Origin of the sequence: Candidatus Nitrospira neomarina, from assembly GCF_032051675.1 — a bacterium.
GTDB classification, from domain to species: domain Bacteria; phylum Nitrospirota; class Nitrospiria; order Nitrospirales; family UBA8639; genus Nitrospira_E; species Nitrospira_E neomarina.
In genome coordinates this window covers 78521-98647 of the sequence record NZ_CP116968.1, presented here as the reverse complement: position 1 = coordinate 98647, position 20127 = coordinate 78521, and the positions used below count along the sequence as shown (strand labels likewise).

Genomic DNA, 20127 nt, shown 5'->3' with positions numbered 1-20127 from the left:
CTTCACCCGATGAAAAAAGAACAAGGCCTTCTCAGTCTGGTCATATCCGTTATCAGTTGTGTCTGCATCGTGTTATGGCTTGGAGAAGTCCGGGCTCAGCAGACCACTATGATCTCTGCGGGAGAAACCATTTATCGTCTGCATTGCCTCCGGTGTCATGGGAAGGCGGGCGACGGAAGGGGCCCGGATTCATCCACATTAATCGTGCCCCCAACAGATTTCCATTCTCCGGAATCCACAGGCAAAAGCGAGTTAGACCTTCGTGCGAGCGTTATTTGGGGCTTGGTCTTTAGCCCCATGCATGGTTGGTGGGATCGATTGAGTTCAGAGGAGATTCGGGAGGTAATCGGCTATATCCGGCAATTAGCCCCCTATCAACCCAGGATCTAAAATTGTCGTCGAGGAGGATCCAAGGTTCAAAAACAGCCTTCACACACATTCGCCAGGAAAATTGATAAAACATGGACGAATTAAAAAATTCTTTTTACACAGTTGGCTCCAACAATAGTATTCTCCCAACCATTTTTGGATGCCCGGCTCACCGCTTAAGTGAAATAGCTCACATTGTCGCAGAGTGGGGGGGCCGCCGTTCTCTGGAAACCGTCCACGGTTCCACGCCTCCGTGACCCAGGACGGGAAAATAAGTCCGAATGAACAGGTTCATCCGAACACCCGCAATAAACTTCTCCAGATTGTGCGGAGAACCCAAGAAGGAGGATCGTCATGCCTCTGTATGATTACAAATGTCTCAAATGTGGCAAGGAATGCCTTCTAGCCCTCACGCTGAAAGAACATGAAACCGGGGCCGCAACATGTCCCTCATGTGGAAGCAAAGAACTAGAGCAACTGATCACAAGCTTTATTGCAAGAACCAGTTCGAAAAGTTGACGCCTTCAGTGAAAGCCGGGTGCCGGAGCAAAATCCTTCGCCTGAAAACTTGGGGTGGGGTCACGGAATGAATCTATTCACGTTCATATACTCTGAACTTCATATCTTATTTTCACTTTTTCCATCCTCAACGGATCCATCTCCCACAGAAAAGATATGACATCCGAAAGGATCGAGACGGACGTACAATCCGCTTTGGATGAGATCCTTTCGTCTACCCTCAAAGGATAGATCGCTGAACTGGTCATACAAGGCGTAGTTGGGGGAGGTGTGCGATTCCATTACAAGCACTCCGTTTAGGCAAATATACGCCTGGGCCACCATGGGACTCAGGTTCACCACGATGAGTCTCCAATCCCGCTCGGTTGTCCATTGATACGCCACGACATTATTGAAAGAATCGTCGCCGGAAGAATGCACAGTGAGCATGGCCCATTTCCCGGCGTGAAACACGTCTTCATTGGTGATCGCCAGAATTCGGTCGTAAAACGCGACGGTCGCTTCATCAGGGGGTTCGTCCTGGGCTCGACAGAGTTGAACCGGAATCCGGATACGTTTTCCAGTGAGTTGCCCTTGATGATACAAACGCATGCCCGGCAATGTGGCCATCAGGACCCCGACCGCAGGGAGACGGACGTTACCAAACGCCACAGCACTTCTCGGCTCATCGTGATTTTCCAAAAACCGCACAAGTTTGCTTTGAAAGATCGTATCAGCCTCAAGATGCAGGGCGATCTCATGTGGAGTCGAATGGCGAAGCCGGTCATACAATCTTTTATCGTAAGTAAAGTGAAAGCCAAGTTGTTGAAGCTCCCATTCCCGATCCCAATAGACCTCGGCAATCCACATAGAATTCGGCAGGAGAGAGATGGCTTCTGTCCAGAACTCCCCGGAAGGGAAGACCTCGCCCTTCACATGATTTCCCCACGTCTGTGCAAACACCTCATTGAGCACCAACATGGCCATATCACAGCGAACGCCATCACAATAATTGGCTACTTGTTGCAATTCGCGCATCAGCGCCTCACGCGTATCAGGATTGAAGTAGTCTAATTGCGCGGTGTCCGTCCATGCAGGACAATTGGGATCCTTGCCATGTGCCAGATATCGAATGCCTTGTGATGTTTCGATGGGAAAAAACCGGGAAGGGAAATTTGTGACATCTCTGGAGGTTCCTTGAACATAATACTCCGGATGTCTGGTGGTCCACTCATGATCCAATGCGGTGTGATTGGGCACAAAATCCAGAATCAATTTGATTCCGCGGTCATGAAGTTTTCCCAATACGTCCTTCAATTGCTCCCAGGACCCCAGCTCAGGATCAGGCTGATACGCCCGGATGGCATAAGGGGAACCTACGACCTCGTATTCCTGCCAATCGGGAAGCGCTTTGGTGTATTCCTTCTGTAAATCAGCATGTTGTCTTGCAATCCGCCGGCCAAGAGGACTGCGCTCCCATAGGCCCATGAGCCACAGGTAATCAAATCCCTTTGCCTGAAGCTCATCCCACTCCTGATCAGGCACGTCACCAAGACGAATCGTTCGGTTCATTTTCTGAGAGAGGTCATGCAACCACACCCAGGTATTGATTTCATAGAGATGCGGGTGTGAGCGAGACGAAAAAACCGAAGATTGCGGTTTCATAAGATTCCATCCCTCCGTCCCATTCAAGTTGACTGAGGGATTCTACACGATCAGGGATTTAATGACAGCGGCAGTACTCCCTGCTATAAAGGTATGGGAAAAAAGACGCCAAATCCAACAGACAAACCGGACGGGCCCTGGAATAAAAAATCCATTGTGAACAGATCTGGGGCAAGGATCTCTTCATAAATGAGACACCTTCCATAGTGATAACCAACGCATTTGTCCCGGAAGATCTACTCGACAGGCAAGATGTTATTGGAAATTCTATCCCTCGTGGTGACCGGCAGCATGATCCATAAAACATTCCTCCGGTCTGTTCAGCTAATCGGTTTTTTACGTCTTTATCTTAACACGATTCCATGTGGTTCATGTGAATGGGTAGAGCAAGGAGAAATTTACAGATGGAAATCTCCCGCCGCCTCAGGTTGATAAAGAATCTCTTTAATTTTTAAGTTCCTCGTCCCTATGGGGACCGGCCATTCAATGGTGTCCCCTACTCTATACCCGAGAATGGCCGTTCCAACAGGGGCAAGAATAGAAATCTTTCCTGTCGCAGCATCCGCATCACGCGGAAAGACCAAGGTATACTCCAGCTCTTCCCCTTTGCTCATGTCTGATAGCCGGACGCGTGAGTTCATCGTGACGACATCAGCTGGAATATCCTTTGGGAGAACGATATGTGCCCGATCCAATTCTTCCATTAAGCTTTCCAGATGAATGCTGGTACTTTTGCTACCTTTGAATGTTTGCCAAACTCCTAATAGTTCAGTGAGTCGATTCAGGTCGAATTCCGTAATATAAATATCTCGGCGGTCCATCGCATGACTCCTTAAAAGATTAATCGGGGTAAACGAGAAATCTAGGGCATCCACATGAGAGAGAATACCACAATAATCTAGGCGGTCGAATTATGGTAATGGAGCAGGCTATACATCGGCATACCCATCGTTATCCTAATGGGGCGTGAAAACTAAAACGGCCATTTCCAATCTTTAATTTCCGGCATATCGTCGCCGTACTTGGCGATGTACGTTTTATGATCGATCTTTTTATCGCGAATCGCCTGCTTGGCATAGGCCGCAAGATATCCTAGTTTCGGCACACGATCGATCACATCCGCCACCAGATGATACCGGTCAAGGTCGTTAAGAACAACCATATCAAACGGTGTGGTCGTCGTGCCTTCTTCTTTATAGCCTCGAACGTGAAGATTTTTATGATTCGTTCTCCGGTACGTCAAACGATGGATCAACCAGGGATATCCATGAAAAGCAAAGATGACGGGTTTATCCGTCGTAAAGAGGGTATCAAACTCCTTGTCCGACAACCCGTGCGGATGTTCGCTCTGAGGTTGAAGTTTCATGAGATTCACAATATTCACCACCCGAACCTTCAGGTCCGGAACCTGCTTGCGAAGAAGGTCTACCGCAGCCAATGTTTCCAAGGTTGGAACATCACCGGCACAGGCCATGACGACATCGGGTTCTCCCCCTTTATCGTTACTGGCCCATTCCCAAATCCCGATACCGGCGGTGCAATGTTTGATGGCTGCATCCATGTTCAGATACTGCAGACCAGGTTGCTTGCCGGCCACAATAACATTGACACGATTTCGACTCCGGAGACATTTATCCGTCACGAATAACAAGCTATTGGCATCAGGGGGAAGATAAATACGAATGACCTCGGCTTTTTTATTTGCGACGTGGTCGATAAATCCAGGATCCTGATGAGAAAATCCATTGTGATCCTGACGCCACACATGGGAGGTCAGGAGATAGTTGAGGGAGGCAATGGGTCTTCGCCACGGGATCTCACTCCCCGTGACTTTCAGCCACTTGGCATGTTGATTGAACATCGAATCGATGATGTGAATAAACGCCTCGTAACACGAGAAAAACCCGTGTCGTCCCGTCAGTAAATATCCTTCCAACCAACCCTGACAGGTATGTTCACTGAGTATTTCCAACACCCTCCCATCCAGGGCTAAGTGATCGTCTTCCGGAATGGTGTCGGCAACCCAGCGCCGGCCTGTAACCTCAAATAGCGCACTTAGCCGGTTTGAAGCGGTTTCATCAGGACCAAAGACCAAAAAATTCCGATTGCTCATGTTGTTTTTCATCACATCCCGGAGAAAAGCGCTCATCACCCGCGTGGCTTCAGCCACGACCTTTCCGGGTTTAGGGACTTCCACCGCGTAATTCTGAAAATCAGGGATCTTGAGATTTTTGAGCAGCAAGCCACCGTTACTATGAGGATTCGCCCCCATTCGCCGTTCGCCGTGCGGAGCCAGTTCGGCCAGTTCTGGAATGAGTCTGCCGGTCCCGTCAAATAATTCCTCAGGTTTGTAGCTCTTCATCCACTTTTCAAGCAATTTAATATGATCCTTTTTGGTTGCCATCTCAGAAAACGGAACCTGATGCGAACGCCAGAAATCCTCGGTCTTCTTCCCATCGACTTCTTTTGGACCGGTCCACCCCTTGGGGCTTCGCAAGACAATCATCGGCCAACACGGCCGTGCGGTCTCCCCCTTTTCCCTGGCCCGATGCTGAATGGCGTGAATCTCCTTCATCACCTCATCCAGCGTGTCCGCCATGACCTGATGCATGGCCTCCGGGTCATGCCCTTCCACGAAAAACGGCTTATAGCCGTATCCGACCAATAAGCTGTTCAATTCGTCATGGTTGATTCGAGCCAACACCGTGGGGTTGGCGATTTTGTAACCGTTGAGATGCAAAATGGGTAACACGGCGCCATCCAACTTCGGATTCAAAAATTTATTGGAATGCCAGGCCGTCGCCAGGGGACCGGTTTCAGCTTCGCCATCACCCACCACACAGGCCACAATCAGATCCGGATTATCAAACGCCGCGCCAAATGCATGCGACAGCGAATAGCCGAGCTCACCACCCTCATGGATGGATCCCGGGGTTTCGGGAGCCACGTGACTGGGAATCCCGCCCGGAAAAGAAAACTGTTTAAAAAGCTTTTTCATGCCTTCGGCATCCTGGGAGATGTTGGGATACACCTCGGTATAGGTCCCTTCTAAATACGTGTTGGCCACCAACCCCGGACCGCCATGCCCGGGACCGGCAATATAGATCATGTTGAGATCATGCTTCTTAATAACCCGATTCAAGTGGACATACAGAAAGTTTAATCCCGGAGTCGTCCCCCAATGCCCCAGGAGTCGCGATTTAATGTGGTCGAGCGACAACGGATTTTTGAGTAGAGGGTTATCATGAAGATAGATCTGCCCCACGGACAAATAATTCGCCGCACGCCAATAGGCATCCATACGCTGAAGTTCGTCCCTGGTCACTGCTGATTTTTTTGACACACCGGTTTTCATTTTTTTCCTCCATTTCACCCTTTTCCCAATATCAGTCTTTTCTCTTTGTACGAGGCACAGATTATTGTGCTGTTTCCTCACAAAACCTTTCCGATGCCTACTCGAAAGCCATTTTGACTCACAACCCATTTGTCAAATTTTCAGATCGGGAGTTCTGAGTTTCAGAATAATCCGAAATACAGATTTCTCCAGTTCCACCAGCAAATAAATCACCGCGCCAATTCCAAAAATTCGAAGCCAGGCAAGTCCATCAATATCGGTAGTATGAAATAGCGTCTGCATCACTTCGGTATAGGTAAAGAGACCTTGAATGCCTAACACCATTCCTATGGTCAGAGGAACATAGGGGTTTCCAAGCAATCCGTTGCGGGACAGAACCGAACCATAAAAAGACCGGGCATTTAATAAATAAAAGGCTTCAAAGACCACCAGCATGTTGACGGCTATCGTCCTCGCGGTTTCGATAGTTGCCCCCCGGTCAGTTTCCCATAGGAACAATCCAAACGTGCCGGCTACCGCTAAGATGGAGACAAATCCGATTCGCCACAGCAGAAACCGTGACAAAATGGCTTCCCCGGGGCTCCGAGGGGGACGTCGCATGACATCCGATTCAGGAGGTTCGACGGTTAGAGCCAAGGCCAATGTCACGGCGGTGATCATGTTGACCCACAGAATTTGTACCGGCGTAATCGGCAGCATGGTTCCTAACAGTATGGCGGATACAATCACTCCGGCTTCAGCCACATTGGTGGGAAGAATAAACAGAATGGACTTTTGAATATTGTCATAAACCCGACGGCCTTCCTCGACGGCATGGGCAATGGAGGCAAAATTATCATCGGCCAGCACCATTTCCGCCGCTTCCTTCGCCACTTCCGTTCCCTTCACTCCCATCGCCACTCCAACATCCGCCCGCTTGAGTGCCGGCGCGTCATTCACCCCATCTCCGGTCATGGCCACCACTTCCCCACCGGCTTGGAGAGCTTGCACAAGCCGTAACTTATGCTCCGGACTTGTCCGGGCAAAGATATCGATATCCCGAACAACACGCTTCAATTCCTCATCGCTCAAGGTTTCCAGCACCTGTCCCGAGAGAGCCTGTTTCCCATCTCCGATATGCATCTGGAAACCAATTGTTCTCGCCGTCACGAGATGATCGCCGGTAATCATTTTGACCCGAATCCCGGCTTGTTGGCATTGCCGGACCGCTTCAATGGCTTCGGCTCTGGGGGGATCAATAATGCCGAAGAGACCTAACATCGTCAGGCCCTGCTCCACATCTCGAAACCGTAACTCTCGATGTTCGTGATTGGTGGATGCAACGGCCACCGCCAGCACTCGTTGTCCACGACTCGCCATCTGTTCGATCCGATCATGCCACGACCGGCTGTTCAAGGGATGATCCTCCCCCAAACTCCTCTGAAACGCGCACATCTCCAACACCCGTTCAGGGGCACCCTTGATATACATAAATCCATGCCCGGCATGGTCGTGATGCAACGTCGACATAAACCGATGTTCCGATTCAAAGGGGATCACATCCGTTCGTGGCCACATCTCATGTTCGAATCGGTAATCCAATCCGGCTTTTCTCCCTAGGGTAACCAACGCCCCCTCCGTCGGATCTCCGTTGATCTGCCAGACCCCCTCCACGTGGGACAAATCCGCATCGTTACACAACATTCCGGCACGAGCGAGTTCCATTACGTCCGGAAGGTCAGCCAGCACAACCGGGTTGCCAAGCAGAGAAAATCCGCCATGAGGATCATAACCAACACCACTGACATCTACGGTATACGCCGCGGTCGCCAGCGTTTGAACGGTCATTTCATTTCGTGTCAGCGTGCCGGTTTTATCTGAACAAATAACAGTCACAGAGCCAAGGGTTTCAACAGCCGGCAGCCGTCGAATAATCGCTTGACGTCGGGCCATCGCTTGCACCCCGATGGCAAGCGTGATGGTCATAATGGCCGGAAGGCCTTCGGGAATGGCGGCAACGGCTAATCCTACGCTGGCCAGAAACATGTCACTGAACCCATACTCCCGGAACAACACTCCGAAGAGGAACACACCAACCGCTCCGATAACGATGGCCAGGCTTAACCGGCTCCCGAATTCTCCGATCTTCCGGAGAAGTGGGGTGGTCAAGGTCTGCACCCTGGCCAGCATGGCGCTGATCCGTCCAATTTCGGAGGCATCTCCAGTCGCGACCACCACCCCGGTTCCCGTTCCATAGGTCACCAGAGTTCCCGAATAGGCCATGCCCTTTCGATCACCAATAGACGCGGTTTCCGGCACCGGTTTCATGTGTTTGTCAACCGGGACGGACTCACCGGTCAAGGCGGCTTCTTCAATACGCAAATCTTTCACCTTGAGAAGACGCAGATCCGCCGGGACCTTGTCCCCGGATTGAAGAAACACAATATCCCCAGGCACAAGGCTTTCCGCTGGAATGGGACAACGGGTGCCATCACGAAGTCCACAGGCTTGTACGGACAGCATCCGGCGAATGGCATCCATCGCCCTTTCGGCTTTGCCTTCTTGAAGGAATCCGATGACGGCATTGATGACCACGACACCGAGAATCACACCGGTATCCACCCAATGGCCCAGAATGGCGGTCACGACACCCGCTCCCAGGAGAATATAAATGAGAATATTGTGGAACTGGGTGAGAAACCGCTGCCAGGAGGATTGCTTTTTAGGCGGACGTAGACGATTGGGGCCATAGAGAGCCAGACGTTGGGCAGCAACATCCTGAGTTAGGCCCCCCAACTGACTGGCCACTTCCTTGAGGACGGATTCACCATCCAGAGCATGCCAGCACATGTCTGACTTTTTTCGATCGGAAAACGGCATCGTACTCATTTCAATTGATTGAAGGACAACCCATGAGAAGCGGGTTCAAAATTCCCTGCCTCCCTGTGGGAACACCCTGGCCTTTCCGTCCTTTACAGGTTGATGGTCTTGAGTGTTCCTGGAGAAAAGATCACTCATCAAACTTTTTTCTCGGATCTGCCAGGGCGTGTGAGCAACACCGAACAGGGAGCATAGCGAGCAATTTTTCTGACGACCCCTCCCAATGGGACCAGCTTCCCCCCCTTGAAACCTTTTGATCCAACCATGATCAATTTTGCCTTCGAACGCTCGCCAATTTTGACAATTTCTTCAGCAGGATCTCCTTTGGTCAACACTGTCTCGACTTCCATGCCGAGTTCTTTGACTCTTTGGCCCATCTCTTCCAGGTGCCTCGCTCCTTCTTTTTGAGCGTTTTCCGATACTTGTTCGGCTAACTGTTTAAATGCGGCTTTTCCTTTTCCCCAATACCAACCCTCCAGGTAAGCCGGTCTTCCCACCACATGCGTCACCGTCACCTTTGGAGGGGTCCTGCAGGTCAATAGACCGAGCATATCCACAGAACTCAAAGCCACCGCTGACCCATCGGTGGCTAAAAGAATCTTGGCGGCGGATTTTCCCATCGTCACCTTACTGAGTTTTTCACGAACCAATAACACTGAACACGGGGCTTCCCTCATCACCCAATCACTGGTACTCCCTAAAAGAAACCGTTTCACATTGGAAAGGCCACGGGTTCCTAAGATGACCAAGTCGATTTGATAGTCCTCCACCACCTGTAAAATTTCCGCACCCGGAAGCCCTTCCATCACCAGAAACTTAATGGTCATAGCCCTTTCTTCGAGAATCTCCTTCTTCGTGCGCTCAAGAAGACCCTTCGCTTCGGTGAACAGTTTTCCCCTTGCCTCGGAAATGACCCGGTCCCAACTGGAAGGTCCACCCGACGGTATCAGAGGGGACGCATGTTTCATCTCGATCACATGGATTAAATAGATTTCTGATGCCTTGGGCCAATCCACCGATTTCACAAATCGAATGGCCTCCTGCGCATGTTCGGAAGAATCAACCGCCACTAAAATTTTCATCAATCATCTCCCTTTCTCGCAAAGGCTTTTATTTGACCGTCGTATTATGGTCATGAGTGGCCGTATTAACGATGGAATTCCGGGTATAGTGATGGGGTCGATCATGATGGGCTTTGGGATCGTTGCCGAAGGCCATTTGTAAAATTCGCATACCGAAAAAACCACAGGTATCCCGTAACGCCTCCACCTCCGGAGTGATCACATCAAGGTCCTCGGCGATCATCGGCAAATCTCCCAGTGCGGCATTCACGGTTGCAAACAATTCGCCTTCCGGACCTTTCACCCATCGCCCATGGATGGTCAGCTGAAAAAGGCGGAGGCCGTCCCGCATCGGGTACCGATACAAGTCCATCCTCCACAAGTTTTTCCGGGCTAATGAATAAGGGATTTCCGGCAAAGGCGGAAAAGCACATGTAGTGGGAATTGTCATATCCGGTCTGGCCCAGTGGCAACATCTGCCACCAACTCTGACCGGCAGCCTTCAATTGATAGGCCGTGGGTCCTGAATCCCCAATGCCCCATCCCTCCGGGAGGGACGTCGGATGCAATACGATTCCACTTCCTCTAGCCAGATACACCATGATTACCGGCTGAATGCAATGAAAAACTATTCAGTTGACGGATTAAGATGAAATTGACGTTTTCTTGATTCTTGATGACTTCCGCAAAACATTCTTGGATGTTTGTCCATTCACCTTGAATAAACTTTTGTTCCTTCAAGTTGATTTTTTTTGGGATTTCTTTGGCTTCTGAGATCCGGCTTCGGCTTTAGCTCTCTGTTTGCTTTCCCCTGATGACCACGGCAAGTTCTTCTTGAAAATTTGCCGCTCGGCTTCCAACCAATCTTCCAGGTCCTTCCCTTTCGTCCGCCCCCGTGCCACATACAATTCAAATGCGCGTCTGGCAATGCTTGAGTGTAATGCCATTTTTATCGCTGACTCCACCTGATCAAGATTCACCGCTCCGCCATCGCCTTGAAATCCTCCAATCACCTGGTCCACCCCGAGCTGGGAAGCCTGAGACATTAAGGAACGCACCGACGTTCCGGCCAGCGCCACAATTCCTCCATGATATTTTTGGACTCGTAGCTCCTTGAGCACGTCTAGTCCGTTTGGTTCCGCCACATACATGTCCAACACGACAACTAAGGGGGATTTTTCCTTGACCAGGGATATGACATCCTGTCTATGAGGAGGAACACAGACTTCATACCCCTTCTCAGAAAGAAAAGCGGAAATCTTTCCTCGAAATTCCTCGTGAAATGTCACAATCATAATCATTCCGATATAACCTCCCTCTCAAATCCCAAGGGACTACTCCGCCACTCTTCCAAAATTCAGAGAATACAAATTCTATACCATTTCCATTTCGTAAATACATCAGTGAACATTCTCTACAACTCACACAGGACCATGGTTGCCTGTACACAATCAAAGAAAGAGACATTCCTCATAGAGGCAAATTGCCCCATATCCGAACCCTTTTAGGGGAATTACTACACACAATTTTCATACCCGGATATTTCTTATTGGCATGTTTTCCGCATCAAGGCATCCTTGCCATTTTTGACCTCTTGGGGAGAAAAGGAATTTTTATTGATGCGAATCGAACAGCGCGTTGGATTAACCCCGAGGTGGCCCCATTGTCAGCCTCCCCGTGATTCTCAATGAGTAAATAGACCCCTCTGCACTTTCCGCACCATGATGTTCAACGGCTGTCATATACTCTTTGTTCCCAACACTAGCTTTGCTCCCTGCACTCTATTGCGAACGGTATCCGAAAATCGTCTGCCTGATGAAATTCCAGGACATTTTGGAACAGAAATATGTCGCTATACCTTCGGATGCTTCAAGAATGCCAAGCGTCTTCCTCCTTCTTCCATTTGATTTCAATGCTCATTGGGAGTAAGACTCTCTCTCCATCGAGAATAATTTGAACAGGGATAGCACCTGCAAAGGCCCAAACCTAGCTGTTTATCGGCGGAAACGGAGCACCATCGGGTTATTCAGGTCCAGGAGGTCTTTTTTTCCAACCTTTCACCAAAACAACAAAGCCGATCACCCCGATGATGAGCGCCAATCCCCCCAGTAACATTAAGGCATCCATTTGGCCTCCTTCCGTTTTACCACATTTCTCTCCTCAGCCTTTCTAGTAAAGATATGTCACGAGGCCGGGCCCGGATATTTCGGTTTTCACAGTCTCCGAGACGTTCCCCCTGAATCCTGGCGGCGCCACACCGGCACCGTCGAACATCGGTTTTTACTCAGGGCCATGGTCTCCTGGGCAAGAACCCGACGATGACGGGAAACAACCATTTCTGCGTGCGTGCTTTCAGTTAAACAAAAAGCAAAAGAACATGGGTAGAGGGAAAATCTTGACAAAATATTTGTCATTCACAATCAAACGCCCAAAGGACGTAGAGGAAAAGGCAAGACCCTCCCGGTATGTCTTGAACATTTTAAGGAAATTGAATGTCAAATACCCGTTAAAGTTAGCGAGAAGTTGTCTGCTTCTCAAGCATCTTTGATTCCAATTTTTCCCAATCAACGGACACTGTTCCATCTTGGGTCTCATGAAATTTCTTCCAGGAACTCAGCAAGTTCAGGCAGGCGTGATCAATACACCGTAGATCATCAAAATCGAGATGAACGTCTTTCTTCAACGGAACGTTGTCCAACGCATTGGCAAATTTGGGGAGATTTACGAACGTGGCCGTACCTGAAAATTTGATGGAAATCGGTTTATTGTTCTTGCTGCGGTCCACCGAAACCTGAAGGGTATTGGTTGAATAAATTAACTTCGCAAGTGCCACACCAAGCCCTGCAAGCACTCCAATTAAGAGGTTGGTTGTCACAATGGTCACCACAGTCACCGCATACACGACGACTTCTCCCCGGCCGAATTTTGAAAGTGTCCGAATCGCCTGGACATTGATGAGGGTATAGCCGGTGTAGACGAGAAGAGCGGCCAAACTTGCGATGGGAACCAACTCGAGTATTTCAGGAAAAAGTCCGACAAACAAGAGTAACCAGACACCGTGGAGCACGGCTGAGACACGCGTTCGGGCACCACTCTGAAGATTGGCTTTACTTCGGACAATTACGCCGGTCATGGGTAATGCCCCAAGGAATCCACATAAAAGATTGCCAATGCCCTGGGCAGACATTTCACGGTTATATCGGGTTCGCGGTCCCGAATGCATCTGGTCGACAGCAGTGGCGCATAAAAGGGTTTCCGCACTGGCGATAAAGGCAATGGCGATGGCCATGGACAATAGGGACGGATCGAGAAGGGAGGCAAAATCCCCCATCCTCAGAAAATGGATCGAGCTACCGAGGCTCTCCTGGAATTCAATATATTCAATGGAGAGATTTTGCATGTACGCTTCTCCACTCGCGACCAATACCCCCACCAGCGGAGCAGGAATAAATTGAATCTTTTTAGGCACCAGCAATTGCCAAAGAATAATGACTGCGATCGTGAGGATGCCAATGCGGGCCGCCACTAAATGACTCGAGTCAACTCCCTCCTGAGGGATCAACCCTTTCCACGCCGCCTCGGGAATGGTCAAAATATTCTCAAGTCCGCTTCCTTTTGGCGTGTCCCCAATCATCACGTGAAATTGGCTTGCCAGGATGAGCGCGCAGATTCCCGCTAACATTCCTTGAATCACTGCAGGGGAAACGGCTCGGAACCATTGACCCAACTGAAGAAATCCCGCCAGGATTTGAATTCCTCCTGCCACCAATACCACGATCCCGAGTTTGCCCAGGCCAAAGCGCTGAATGACATCGAAGACGATCACGCTCAGACCGGCAGCCGGGCCGCTGACCTGCAGCGGACAACCGGCAAGAAATCCGACAACGAGGCCACCGACCATACCGGTGATAATCCCCTTTACGGGAGGGGCACCCGAAGCAATGGCTATCCCCATGCACAATGGCAATGCCACCAGAAACACCACAATGGACGCCAGGAAATCGCGTTGCACATCTTTCCAGGTCATCGTGAAAAGCTCGTTATACTGCAGCTTCTTCATCATGAGTCATCCTACATGCCAAATTCAGGAAGAGCTTCCACATCTAGGCATCCTTGACCTTTTTAGCGCATTTTGGGAAAACGAACTTTTCTTGATGCGGGTCGTACAGCCACACCTCTCCTGTGGCGATAGAATAGATCCATCCATGGAGCGTCAAATTCCCCATGCGGAACCGCTTGGCGACCGCAGGATGAGTCTTCAAATGCTCAAGCTGAACAACACATTCTCTTTTATCGTCGCGACAAACCATTCCTCACCCTTGAGTTCCTGGTACATTTCTTTGACAATTTGACGTGTACTTGCAGCCATGCGAAGCCAATCCCTGACAGCTGGAAGATCTTGAAGCGATTCCGGCCGAACCAACGCCTTCATGGCACCACAATCAGTATGACGCCAAACGATGATTTCTTTGACCTGTAAGACCGACGCACCAAATTCGATATTCGCCGTGGTGCCACCGATCGCGGCTCCATACGGTGGAACCAGGTTGCCCGCATTTCGCAGGATAAACAAGTCTCCAGGCTCAGTTTGCGTAAGCAGATGTGGGTTAATGCGGGAATCGGAACAGGTGATAAACAGGGCCTGAGGTTCTTAGTGATGAGCAGGTTTTTTGAACAAGCTCTGTTTATGGTGATGGATTTCCTCGTGAAATTTCTCAAATCCTTTGAAAAGGTCTGCCATGACATCATGGGCCTTAATCACTAGAGAAGAATCTTCTTGAGGTCGAGCAAGAAAATTCCCCCGCTCCTATTTCCACCGCCAGGTCATGCTGAACAAATAATGGTGGTATCCAAAGAATGTTTTGGCACGAACAAGGGCTGCCGGTTGGACTTAGGGGCGCCCTAACCTCACGTGCACTTGAAAAACACCCCAACTCATGTGCCATGCTTCTGAGAGGCATTCCCTTCCTTATCTAAATCTTCCGTGGGGACCTCACCGTTTTTTTCCAATGCCAGGATACGTTGTCCCTCCGAACGATGCATGGCGGCCAATTCTCGTAATTCTTTTGCCGACTTCCATCGCGTTGAGGCAATCAACATCCACCCCGACCTGGTAAACCCCTTGGGATCCATATGTGGCTTTTTTGCAAGGCTTATGGCTCGCTGTTCCAATCGCACAGCCTCACTTTGAAGCTCATCAGCCTGGTGATCATAGACCTGCGCCATCTCCAAGAGATCGTCACCTGTCCAGGGCTTCTCATCTGCTAAATCGGAAGCTTGTTCTGAAGACGTCATCGCATAACTCACCGGTGCCAACATAGTGGGACTTGGTCCTCCCTTTTGGCTTAGGCTCATCACACCCATTCCACCCAACACGCCTATCAATACATATGCCAATGTACGCATAAAAATCCCTCCTGCTTAAAGCGTTGCTTACCTCTTGCTACCTTGAGAAGAAGTCAATAAAACAGTTCTCTCTTTTCAAGTTTCAATATCTTCCCTTTCCCACGAAAACCGGCACTTACCCTCTCAGTGCTCCTTTTACTCAACCTATAAAAAAAGCACCTTCTAATGCAGCTGTGAAAAACCCTTGATTCCTGGAATTATCGACTTGCAAAGTATTCTAAATGTATGTACGGGATGACAAATACGTAGAGTGTCGTGAAGGTTAAAAAAACATTCCACCTCGCTTCCCTTTCGACCCAGACGCTCTGGATTGCGCCTAGACATATACGATCTCTACATCATTCCTTTCTTATCAGGAGCATTCCGCCCAGACTAAGCTACATTGTTTTGAGGTCCCATCCTCATCTAGACACTGTGTGACTTTCCTCTGCTCTCTTCTTCTTTTATCAGCGGATTATTTAATTCCATGCCGTGGGGTGCGATGTGTACGGGCAATCGGAGGAGGTGATACGTCCTCCAACTTCTGAGCGGAAACCCCACTCAGATGGACGTTGACCTTCTGGCCTTCCGCATTGACACAGTGAAATTGATCAAAGGTCACATGAAGCGAGTACCTCCCCGAATGGTCACGCCCCACAGACAGAAGATGCCATCCTTCAATGGCCTTTTCATCCGGCCCGAGAAGTTCCCATTCACCGGGATCTGAAGGGTCAAAAACCCTGACGGTGACATAGCTGTTAGATTCTGAATTCATGCACCACCCCTCATGCCCTCACAAAGACCAGGATGTCACTTTCCACTCTCAGTATGATCCAACCCCTCACCCTCTCCCACATCTCTAAGATTTCATCCTCAATGAACATGTCGGTCTTATAAGTGACGTGGTCTTTCCCATACTGGGAGTGAACGCCAATCCATTTATCTACTCATTCCCATCTTCTATGCCCAAACCCAATCCAATCCAGGCCCTCAATAGATCATGCCGTGTCACGGTATACATCACCTCCCCCTTTCGCTCTACCGGCAAACTCAACAATCGTTTCTCTTCCATGATGTGCACGGCATCCTTGATCGATGTCGTATCAACAACTGAAATATGATCTTTTTTCATCACCTCTTCGACCGTCACTTTGTTCAGGTCTTTTCCCGCTTCCAAAGCACGGAGGACATCAAATTCACTGATAAACCCGATAAAATGGTTTTTTTCGTCGACGACCGGCCCCCCAGGGGTATGATGGGAAAGTAACTCGATTGCCGCCGCTAGGGCATTCAGCTTCCTACCGAATTTCAATTCATTGGTTGGCACAATTTGTCCGACAGTCTTAAACCCTGTGGCTGGGACCCCTTGAATAGTCATATAACCCCCTCCCATTCAAATGGAAAACCTTCAACATTCATCGACAGACAACAAGACTCACACATTGTTCATAAAATCTCTTTTATAAAGTTCCCCCGTCGCGCAGGGACCGAATATACCAAGCTTAGTTGGAAACCGGGTCATAGATCATGAGGATGGTCACTCCCTCTTTTGTGGAAATAGGAGACACATTACAATGCTCCGGCATCATCCGATAACTGCCCGGTTCACATACCTGGCCGTCCGTCTCGTATTGACCCTCAAGAACAAAATGCTGAACGATGCCGCGGTGGCTATGTGGCGTAATCCGGCCGCCGGCAGGAATCCGAACCAGCATGGTCTTGGCGCCAAGAAATGGGTCTTCTCGAACAATCTTGACGTCTGCGGGCCCAGGGAACTCTTGCAGTTTCTCCCACTGCATGTTAGCGGTATGGTGGAATTTTTCTTTGCTCATCGGTCTCGCCTCCTTTGATTTCAACAGAAGTCTCTATTGAAGAGTTCTCTCTTCCTTTCAAGAATAACCTCGCACAACATGTTCGATCCGGATGGCCGGATTCAATTATGGAAACGTCCTTGTGTTCCTCCCGGATGTTCTATCCCTTCCATAACAAGACGATGCCATTCTCTAAATGACCTCTAACGCTCGGAGGAGGATAATGACGGTGACCAGGCAACCTGGCCGTTCTGATCAAAGAGGGTCAGGACAGGACTTCCATCCAGCAACACACGGAGCCGGGCACGTGGAACGTCATGCTTGTCTCTGAGAGTGAGGGAAGGCAATCCATCCGGCTGCAGATCCAGAGCCGCTCGTTGCTTACAGCCTTTATCGTTGAGAATCAATGCCGGCTGTGCTTCATTAAAGACACCGAGGAACACACGGTTATGACAGGTTTCATTCGCGAGGGTCAGAGCCGGCAATTCCCCATTCCACAGAAGCAGCGTGGCCCGGGGTTGCCCATCCTTCGTCACAAGGCGGAATTCCTCCGCCGTCACCACTTTCTTTGTTTGTTCTGTTTCCTCGGCCAATACTCCCGTATTCACGAAAACAAGGTTGGACAGAGCCCCACCCATCACCCCGGCAAAAAGAGTCGTCATGACCAATATGCCAAACTGTCGTGTATTCATTTCTCCTACGTCATAATGCATAAATTGTTTGACCCATCATTTCCCTCACAACCTGGCTGGAGATAGGCAAGCCTCCATTTTGAGTTTTGGCATCGATATCCGGAAAGAACGGGGGATTTTTGAGATCCCCCGTCAGCTCATTGCCAATTAGTTAGGTTGGGGAAATTGCACACCAATCGATTGTGGAAAGGTCACGGTTCCGTCTGGAAACGCCTGTCCTTTTTGCCACAGATGATAGATGACCCCATCGGTTTTGCCTGCGGCTTCAGCAATTTCTTTTTTCTTGTTTTCATCATCGACATCGAGGATAAACAAGCGACCGGTGTCAATCTCCTCCTGATGATCATGGAAGTATCGGTGCCATTGAATCAACGGAAGCTTTCGGGAGGCCTTCTTGGCCACAAAATATTCCACGGCGACGAGGGGAGCATTGGCATCAGTGGTCTCAAACAAGAGACACTGAAAAATAGTATCTGAGATTCCCTTACAGAAATGGTGAAATGGACCACCAATCTCTCCATTGGCCATGAGATGCGGCGCTTGGACATGAAGATCATAGCCATCTGCCGGGCCGGAACCAGCGCTCATCGCCGGCACAGATATTCCTCCCATCATCACAACAGTCAACACACTCGTCAGTCCAAGATTTCGATAAAATTGAGACATAGCAACCTCCCGGCTAAAGGTGAACCATTACTCCCCAAATTGAGATATTGGGGTTTTTTGTTTGACCACTCGTCATTTCCAACATCTGTTATGGGAAATTCATTTTGTGATCCAGTGGCATAGATCTCCGCTTACTACGGGCGGGGATGACGGAAAAAAACAACCGACCGTGAGGAGTTAGCCTCCCCTTTTTTATTCAAAACGGCTTTTCTTGAGCCCGAGGGGGAAATGGGATTCATGGCGGCTTCACGGCTCCCTGTTTGTTGACTCGTTCGCATCACAAGACCTCCGTCAATTGACTCTCATTGCGTGTATGCCGCGTTTCCGTCAGGCATTCCAATCCAAAAGCCGGGGGTTTTCCTATCGCGCGAATAGTGTCAGCAATACGATCAGGCCGACCCCAGTCGCTCCACAGGACATTTTTGAGTTCAAGCACTCCAACCGATTCAGGGGCACAACCCAAAAGATCAGATGAAAAGTTCCGCTTCGGCATATCATGATAGATTTCACGAAGAGTCCGACTCTCCTGAGGTGTGCCTATAACTTTTTCCAATTGTTCAAACCGTTCGAGGACTTCGGGCAAACATTTCCACCCCGATCTCCATAAGGTCTCGACTTTGGCGGTCATGATAAAGGTATTCCAAAGCGCCCCATTAACCTGAGCGGCTAGCCCCTGGATAGCGTTTGGCTTCTCGAGAAAGGCATCCACCCGTCTCACGCACAGTCCGCCACTTGATCCCAGGGGGCCTCCTGGTTCGATCCATCCATACTCGAGCTCAAGAGACGTGGGCCTGACACCGAGGAGCATGATTCGATCATGGAAGAGGGTGGTCGCCTGAATAGCCTTCTCCACCGTGTCCATAAATCGATGTTCGGGGGATACAAAATGGTCTGCTGGATACAGCACCACTGTCGCATGGGGATTCTGAGCCCGAATATATGTTAATGGAAGAAAAATCCCTGCAGCGGTATCACAGTTCCGAGGTTGTCCAATCACCTGGCCACAGGATCGATTCGCCGACTGAGATACCACTTCTCGAAAGTGGTTCTGAGCAATGACGGTTATTTTGTGGTCAGGATGCGTCAAGAAGTCCGCACGATCCCACGTATGTTGCAACATGGAACGATGGCCCACAAAGGAACAATACTGTTTGGGCTTGTGATACCCCAGCCACCGCTCAATAAATGGACGCGTTCGCTCCCCTTCTCCTCCAGCCAAGATCACTGACCAGCGTTCTCCCTGTGCCGTGTTTTGGTCTTTCATGGAGTCCCCTTTTTCATTAAACCCAAAAACCCTTCTCAAAATTTTTGCTTCTGCGAATGCAAGCAGGGTGAAGATCTTTCAGTTCTTCCAATAGTTTCGCTCACTTGATTGGTGTTTTCTCCCATTCTTTTCAAGTTCGGTACCATTATGAAAATTTCTTTTGTATCGGGCTTCCGACGTCAGACATCATTTACCGACCCCCAAACCGATGACCCATTTGGCTACAAAAAACTTTGCATGGACGTGGCAAATATCTACAGTGCTTTTCGTGGAATATGGAATTTATAGAAAACGTGAAAAGGAAGCCCTAAGAGTCGAACTCTGCAAAATTCTTATTCCACGGGACTCTCATGAATTGTTGTATCTGGTGTCAGTTTTTGGCTGTCGGCATGGATGGATTGAGGAATTTCACCGTTGAAAGTGGTACAAACTTTCAAGCGGGGTATGCGATTCCGAAACGCCGTCACGTGGTGGGGAGAGATTTCCGAATCAAAAGCCGGTT

General features: G+C 49.6%; 17 protein-coding genes and 2 pseudogenes. 2 read left to right on the top strand and 17 right to left on the bottom strand.

The features are described 5' to 3' along the window. Positions 1 to 9: 9 nt before the first annotated feature. A complete protein-coding gene (locus PQG83_RS00460) occupies positions 10 to 390 on the top strand; it encodes a c-type cytochrome (protein ID WP_312745455.1) in 381 nt (126 codons plus the stop codon). Between the two features lie 333 nt (positions 391 to 723). Continuing rightward, the gene (locus PQG83_RS20815) at positions 724 to 888 is read left to right on the top strand and encodes an FmdB family zinc ribbon protein (RefSeq protein WP_376753545.1); all 165 of its coding nucleotides are present in this window, start codon (positions 724 to 726) and stop codon (positions 886 to 888) included. Positions 889 to 987: 99 nt separating this feature from the next. On the opposite strand, the gene PQG83_RS00455 is transcribed toward PQG83_RS20815, so the two are convergent. The 17 genes and pseudogenes from PQG83_RS00455 to PQG83_RS00380 form a co-directional block, all read right to left on the bottom strand. Then, a complete protein-coding gene (locus tag PQG83_RS00455) occupies positions 988 to 2532 on the bottom strand; it encodes an alpha-amylase family glycosyl hydrolase (protein ID WP_312745452.1) in 1545 nt (514 codons plus the stop codon). Between the two features lie 398 nt (positions 2533 to 2930). After that, positions 2931 to 3353: a nucleoside diphosphate kinase regulator gene (gene rnk / locus PQG83_RS00450; protein WP_312745450.1), complete on the bottom strand. Its 423-nt coding sequence runs from the start codon at positions 3351 to 3353 to the stop codon at positions 2931 to 2933. Between the two features lie 152 nt (positions 3354 to 3505). Continuing rightward, complete coding sequence (locus tag PQG83_RS00445; RefSeq protein ID WP_312745447.1) at positions 3506 to 5887, bottom strand: phosphoketolase family protein; 2382 nt, start codon at positions 5885 to 5887, stop codon at positions 3506 to 3508. Positions 5888 to 6019: 132 nt separating this feature from the next. After that, positions 6020 to 8755: a cation-transporting P-type ATPase gene (locus PQG83_RS00440; RefSeq protein WP_441303063.1), complete on the bottom strand. Its 2736-nt coding sequence runs from the start codon at positions 8753 to 8755 to the stop codon at positions 6020 to 6022. Positions 8756 to 8883: 128 nt separating this feature from the next. Beyond that, positions 8884 to 9828, bottom strand: a complete 945-nt coding sequence (locus PQG83_RS00435; RefSeq protein WP_312745443.1) for a universal stress protein — start codon at positions 9826 to 9828, stop codon at positions 8884 to 8886. Between the two features lie 28 nt (positions 9829 to 9856). Next, complete coding sequence (locus PQG83_RS00430) at positions 9857 to 10174, bottom strand: 4-alpha-glucanotransferase (RefSeq protein WP_312745441.1); 318 nt, start codon at positions 10172 to 10174, stop codon at positions 9857 to 9859. Between the two features lie 61 nt (positions 10175 to 10235). Further along, positions 10236 to 10409: pseudogene (locus PQG83_RS20810) on the bottom strand (4-alpha-glucanotransferase); the annotation flags it as partial. Between the two features lie 135 nt (positions 10410 to 10544). Then, positions 10545 to 11108 carry a response regulator gene (locus tag PQG83_RS00425; RefSeq protein WP_312745439.1) on the bottom strand — a complete coding sequence of 188 codons (564 nt, stop codon included), beginning with the start codon at positions 11106 to 11108 and terminating at the stop codon, positions 10545 to 10547. A 1211-nt stretch (positions 11109 to 12319) separates the two neighbouring features. Then, positions 12320 to 13870, bottom strand: coding sequence for a SulP family inorganic anion transporter (locus PQG83_RS00420; RefSeq protein ID WP_312745436.1), 1551 nt, complete (start codon positions 13868 to 13870; stop codon positions 12320 to 12322). Between the two features lie 40 nt (positions 13871 to 13910). Beyond that, positions 13911 to 14407 (bottom strand): annotated as a pseudogene (locus PQG83_RS20805) (carbonic anhydrase). A 335-nt stretch (positions 14408 to 14742) separates the two neighbouring features. Further along, positions 14743 to 15213, bottom strand: a complete 471-nt coding sequence (locus tag PQG83_RS00410; RefSeq protein WP_312745431.1) for a hypothetical protein — start codon at positions 15211 to 15213, stop codon at positions 14743 to 14745. 454 nt (positions 15214 to 15667) lie between these two features. Next, positions 15668 to 15967, bottom strand: a complete 300-nt coding sequence (locus tag PQG83_RS00405) for a hypothetical protein (RefSeq protein WP_312745429.1) — start codon at positions 15965 to 15967, stop codon at positions 15668 to 15670. 168 nt (positions 15968 to 16135) lie between these two features. After that, positions 16136 to 16570, bottom strand: coding sequence for a CBS domain-containing protein (locus tag PQG83_RS00400; RefSeq protein WP_312745427.1), 435 nt, complete (start codon positions 16568 to 16570; stop codon positions 16136 to 16138). Between the two features lie 124 nt (positions 16571 to 16694). After that, on the bottom strand, positions 16695 to 17024 hold the full coding sequence (locus PQG83_RS00395) for a cupin domain-containing protein (RefSeq protein WP_312745425.1): 330 nt from the start codon (positions 17022 to 17024) through the stop codon (positions 16695 to 16697). Positions 17025 to 17206: 182 nt separating this feature from the next. Beyond that, positions 17207 to 17695, bottom strand: a complete 489-nt coding sequence (locus tag PQG83_RS00390; RefSeq protein ID WP_312745422.1) for a hypothetical protein — start codon at positions 17693 to 17695, stop codon at positions 17207 to 17209. Between the two features lie 147 nt (positions 17696 to 17842). Further along, on the bottom strand, positions 17843 to 18361 hold the full coding sequence (locus tag PQG83_RS00385) for a DUF1264 domain-containing protein (RefSeq protein ID WP_312745420.1): 519 nt from the start codon (positions 18359 to 18361) through the stop codon (positions 17843 to 17845). A 277-nt stretch (positions 18362 to 18638) separates the two neighbouring features. Next, positions 18639 to 19625, bottom strand: a complete 987-nt coding sequence (locus tag PQG83_RS00380; RefSeq protein WP_312745418.1) for a sugar phosphate nucleotidyltransferase — start codon at positions 19623 to 19625, stop codon at positions 18639 to 18641. Positions 19626 to 20127: the final 502 nt, after the last annotated feature.

Excerpts from the sequence above, each read along its gene's own strand:
- PQG83_RS00460 (WP_312745455.1), top strand. The coding sequence starts at position 10 with ATGAAAAAAGAACAAGGCCTTCTCAGTCTGGTCATATCCGTTATCAGT.
- PQG83_RS20815 (WP_376753545.1), top strand. The coding sequence starts at position 724 with ATGCCTCTGTATGATTACAAATGTCTCAAATGTGGCAAGGAATGCCTT.
- PQG83_RS00455 (WP_312745452.1), bottom strand. The coding sequence starts at position 2,532 with ATGAAACCGCAATCTTCGGTTTTTTCGTCTCGCTCACACCCGCATCTC.
- rnk (WP_312745450.1), bottom strand. The coding sequence starts at position 3,353 with ATGGACCGCCGAGATATTTATATTACGGAATTCGACCTGAATCGACTC.
- PQG83_RS00445 (WP_312745447.1), bottom strand. The coding sequence starts at position 5,887 with ATGAAAACCGGTGTGTCAAAAAAATCAGCAGTGACCAGGGACGAACTT.
- PQG83_RS00440 (WP_441303063.1), bottom strand. The coding sequence starts at position 8,755 with ATGAGTACGATGCCGTTTTCCGATCGAAAAAAGTCAGACATGTGCTGG.
- PQG83_RS00435 (WP_312745443.1), bottom strand. The coding sequence starts at position 9,828 with ATGAAAATTTTAGTGGCGGTTGATTCTTCCGAACATGCGCAGGAGGCC.
- PQG83_RS00425 (WP_312745439.1), bottom strand. The coding sequence starts at position 11,108 with ATGATTATGATTGTGACATTTCACGAGGAATTTCGAGGAAAGATTTCC.
- PQG83_RS00420 (WP_312745436.1), bottom strand. The coding sequence starts at position 13,870 with ATGATGAAGAAGCTGCAGTATAACGAGCTTTTCACGATGACCTGGAAA.
- PQG83_RS00410 (WP_312745431.1), bottom strand. The coding sequence starts at position 15,213 with ATGCGTACATTGGCATATGTATTGATAGGCGTGTTGGGTGGAATGGGT.
- PQG83_RS00405 (WP_312745429.1), bottom strand. The coding sequence starts at position 15,967 with ATGAATTCAGAATCTAACAGCTATGTCACCGTCAGGGTTTTTGACCCT.
- PQG83_RS00400 (WP_312745427.1), bottom strand. The coding sequence starts at position 16,570 with ATGACTATTCAAGGGGTCCCAGCCACAGGGTTTAAGACTGTCGGACAA.
- PQG83_RS00395 (WP_312745425.1), bottom strand. The coding sequence starts at position 17,024 with ATGAGCAAAGAAAAATTCCACCATACCGCTAACATGCAGTGGGAGAAA.
- PQG83_RS00390 (WP_312745422.1), bottom strand. The coding sequence starts at position 17,695 with ATGAATACACGACAGTTTGGCATATTGGTCATGACGACTCTTTTTGCC.
- PQG83_RS00385 (WP_312745420.1), bottom strand. The coding sequence starts at position 18,361 with ATGTCTCAATTTTATCGAAATCTTGGACTGACGAGTGTGTTGACTGTT.
- PQG83_RS00380 (WP_312745418.1), bottom strand. The coding sequence starts at position 19,625 with ATGAAAGACCAAAACACGGCACAGGGAGAACGCTGGTCAGTGATCTTG.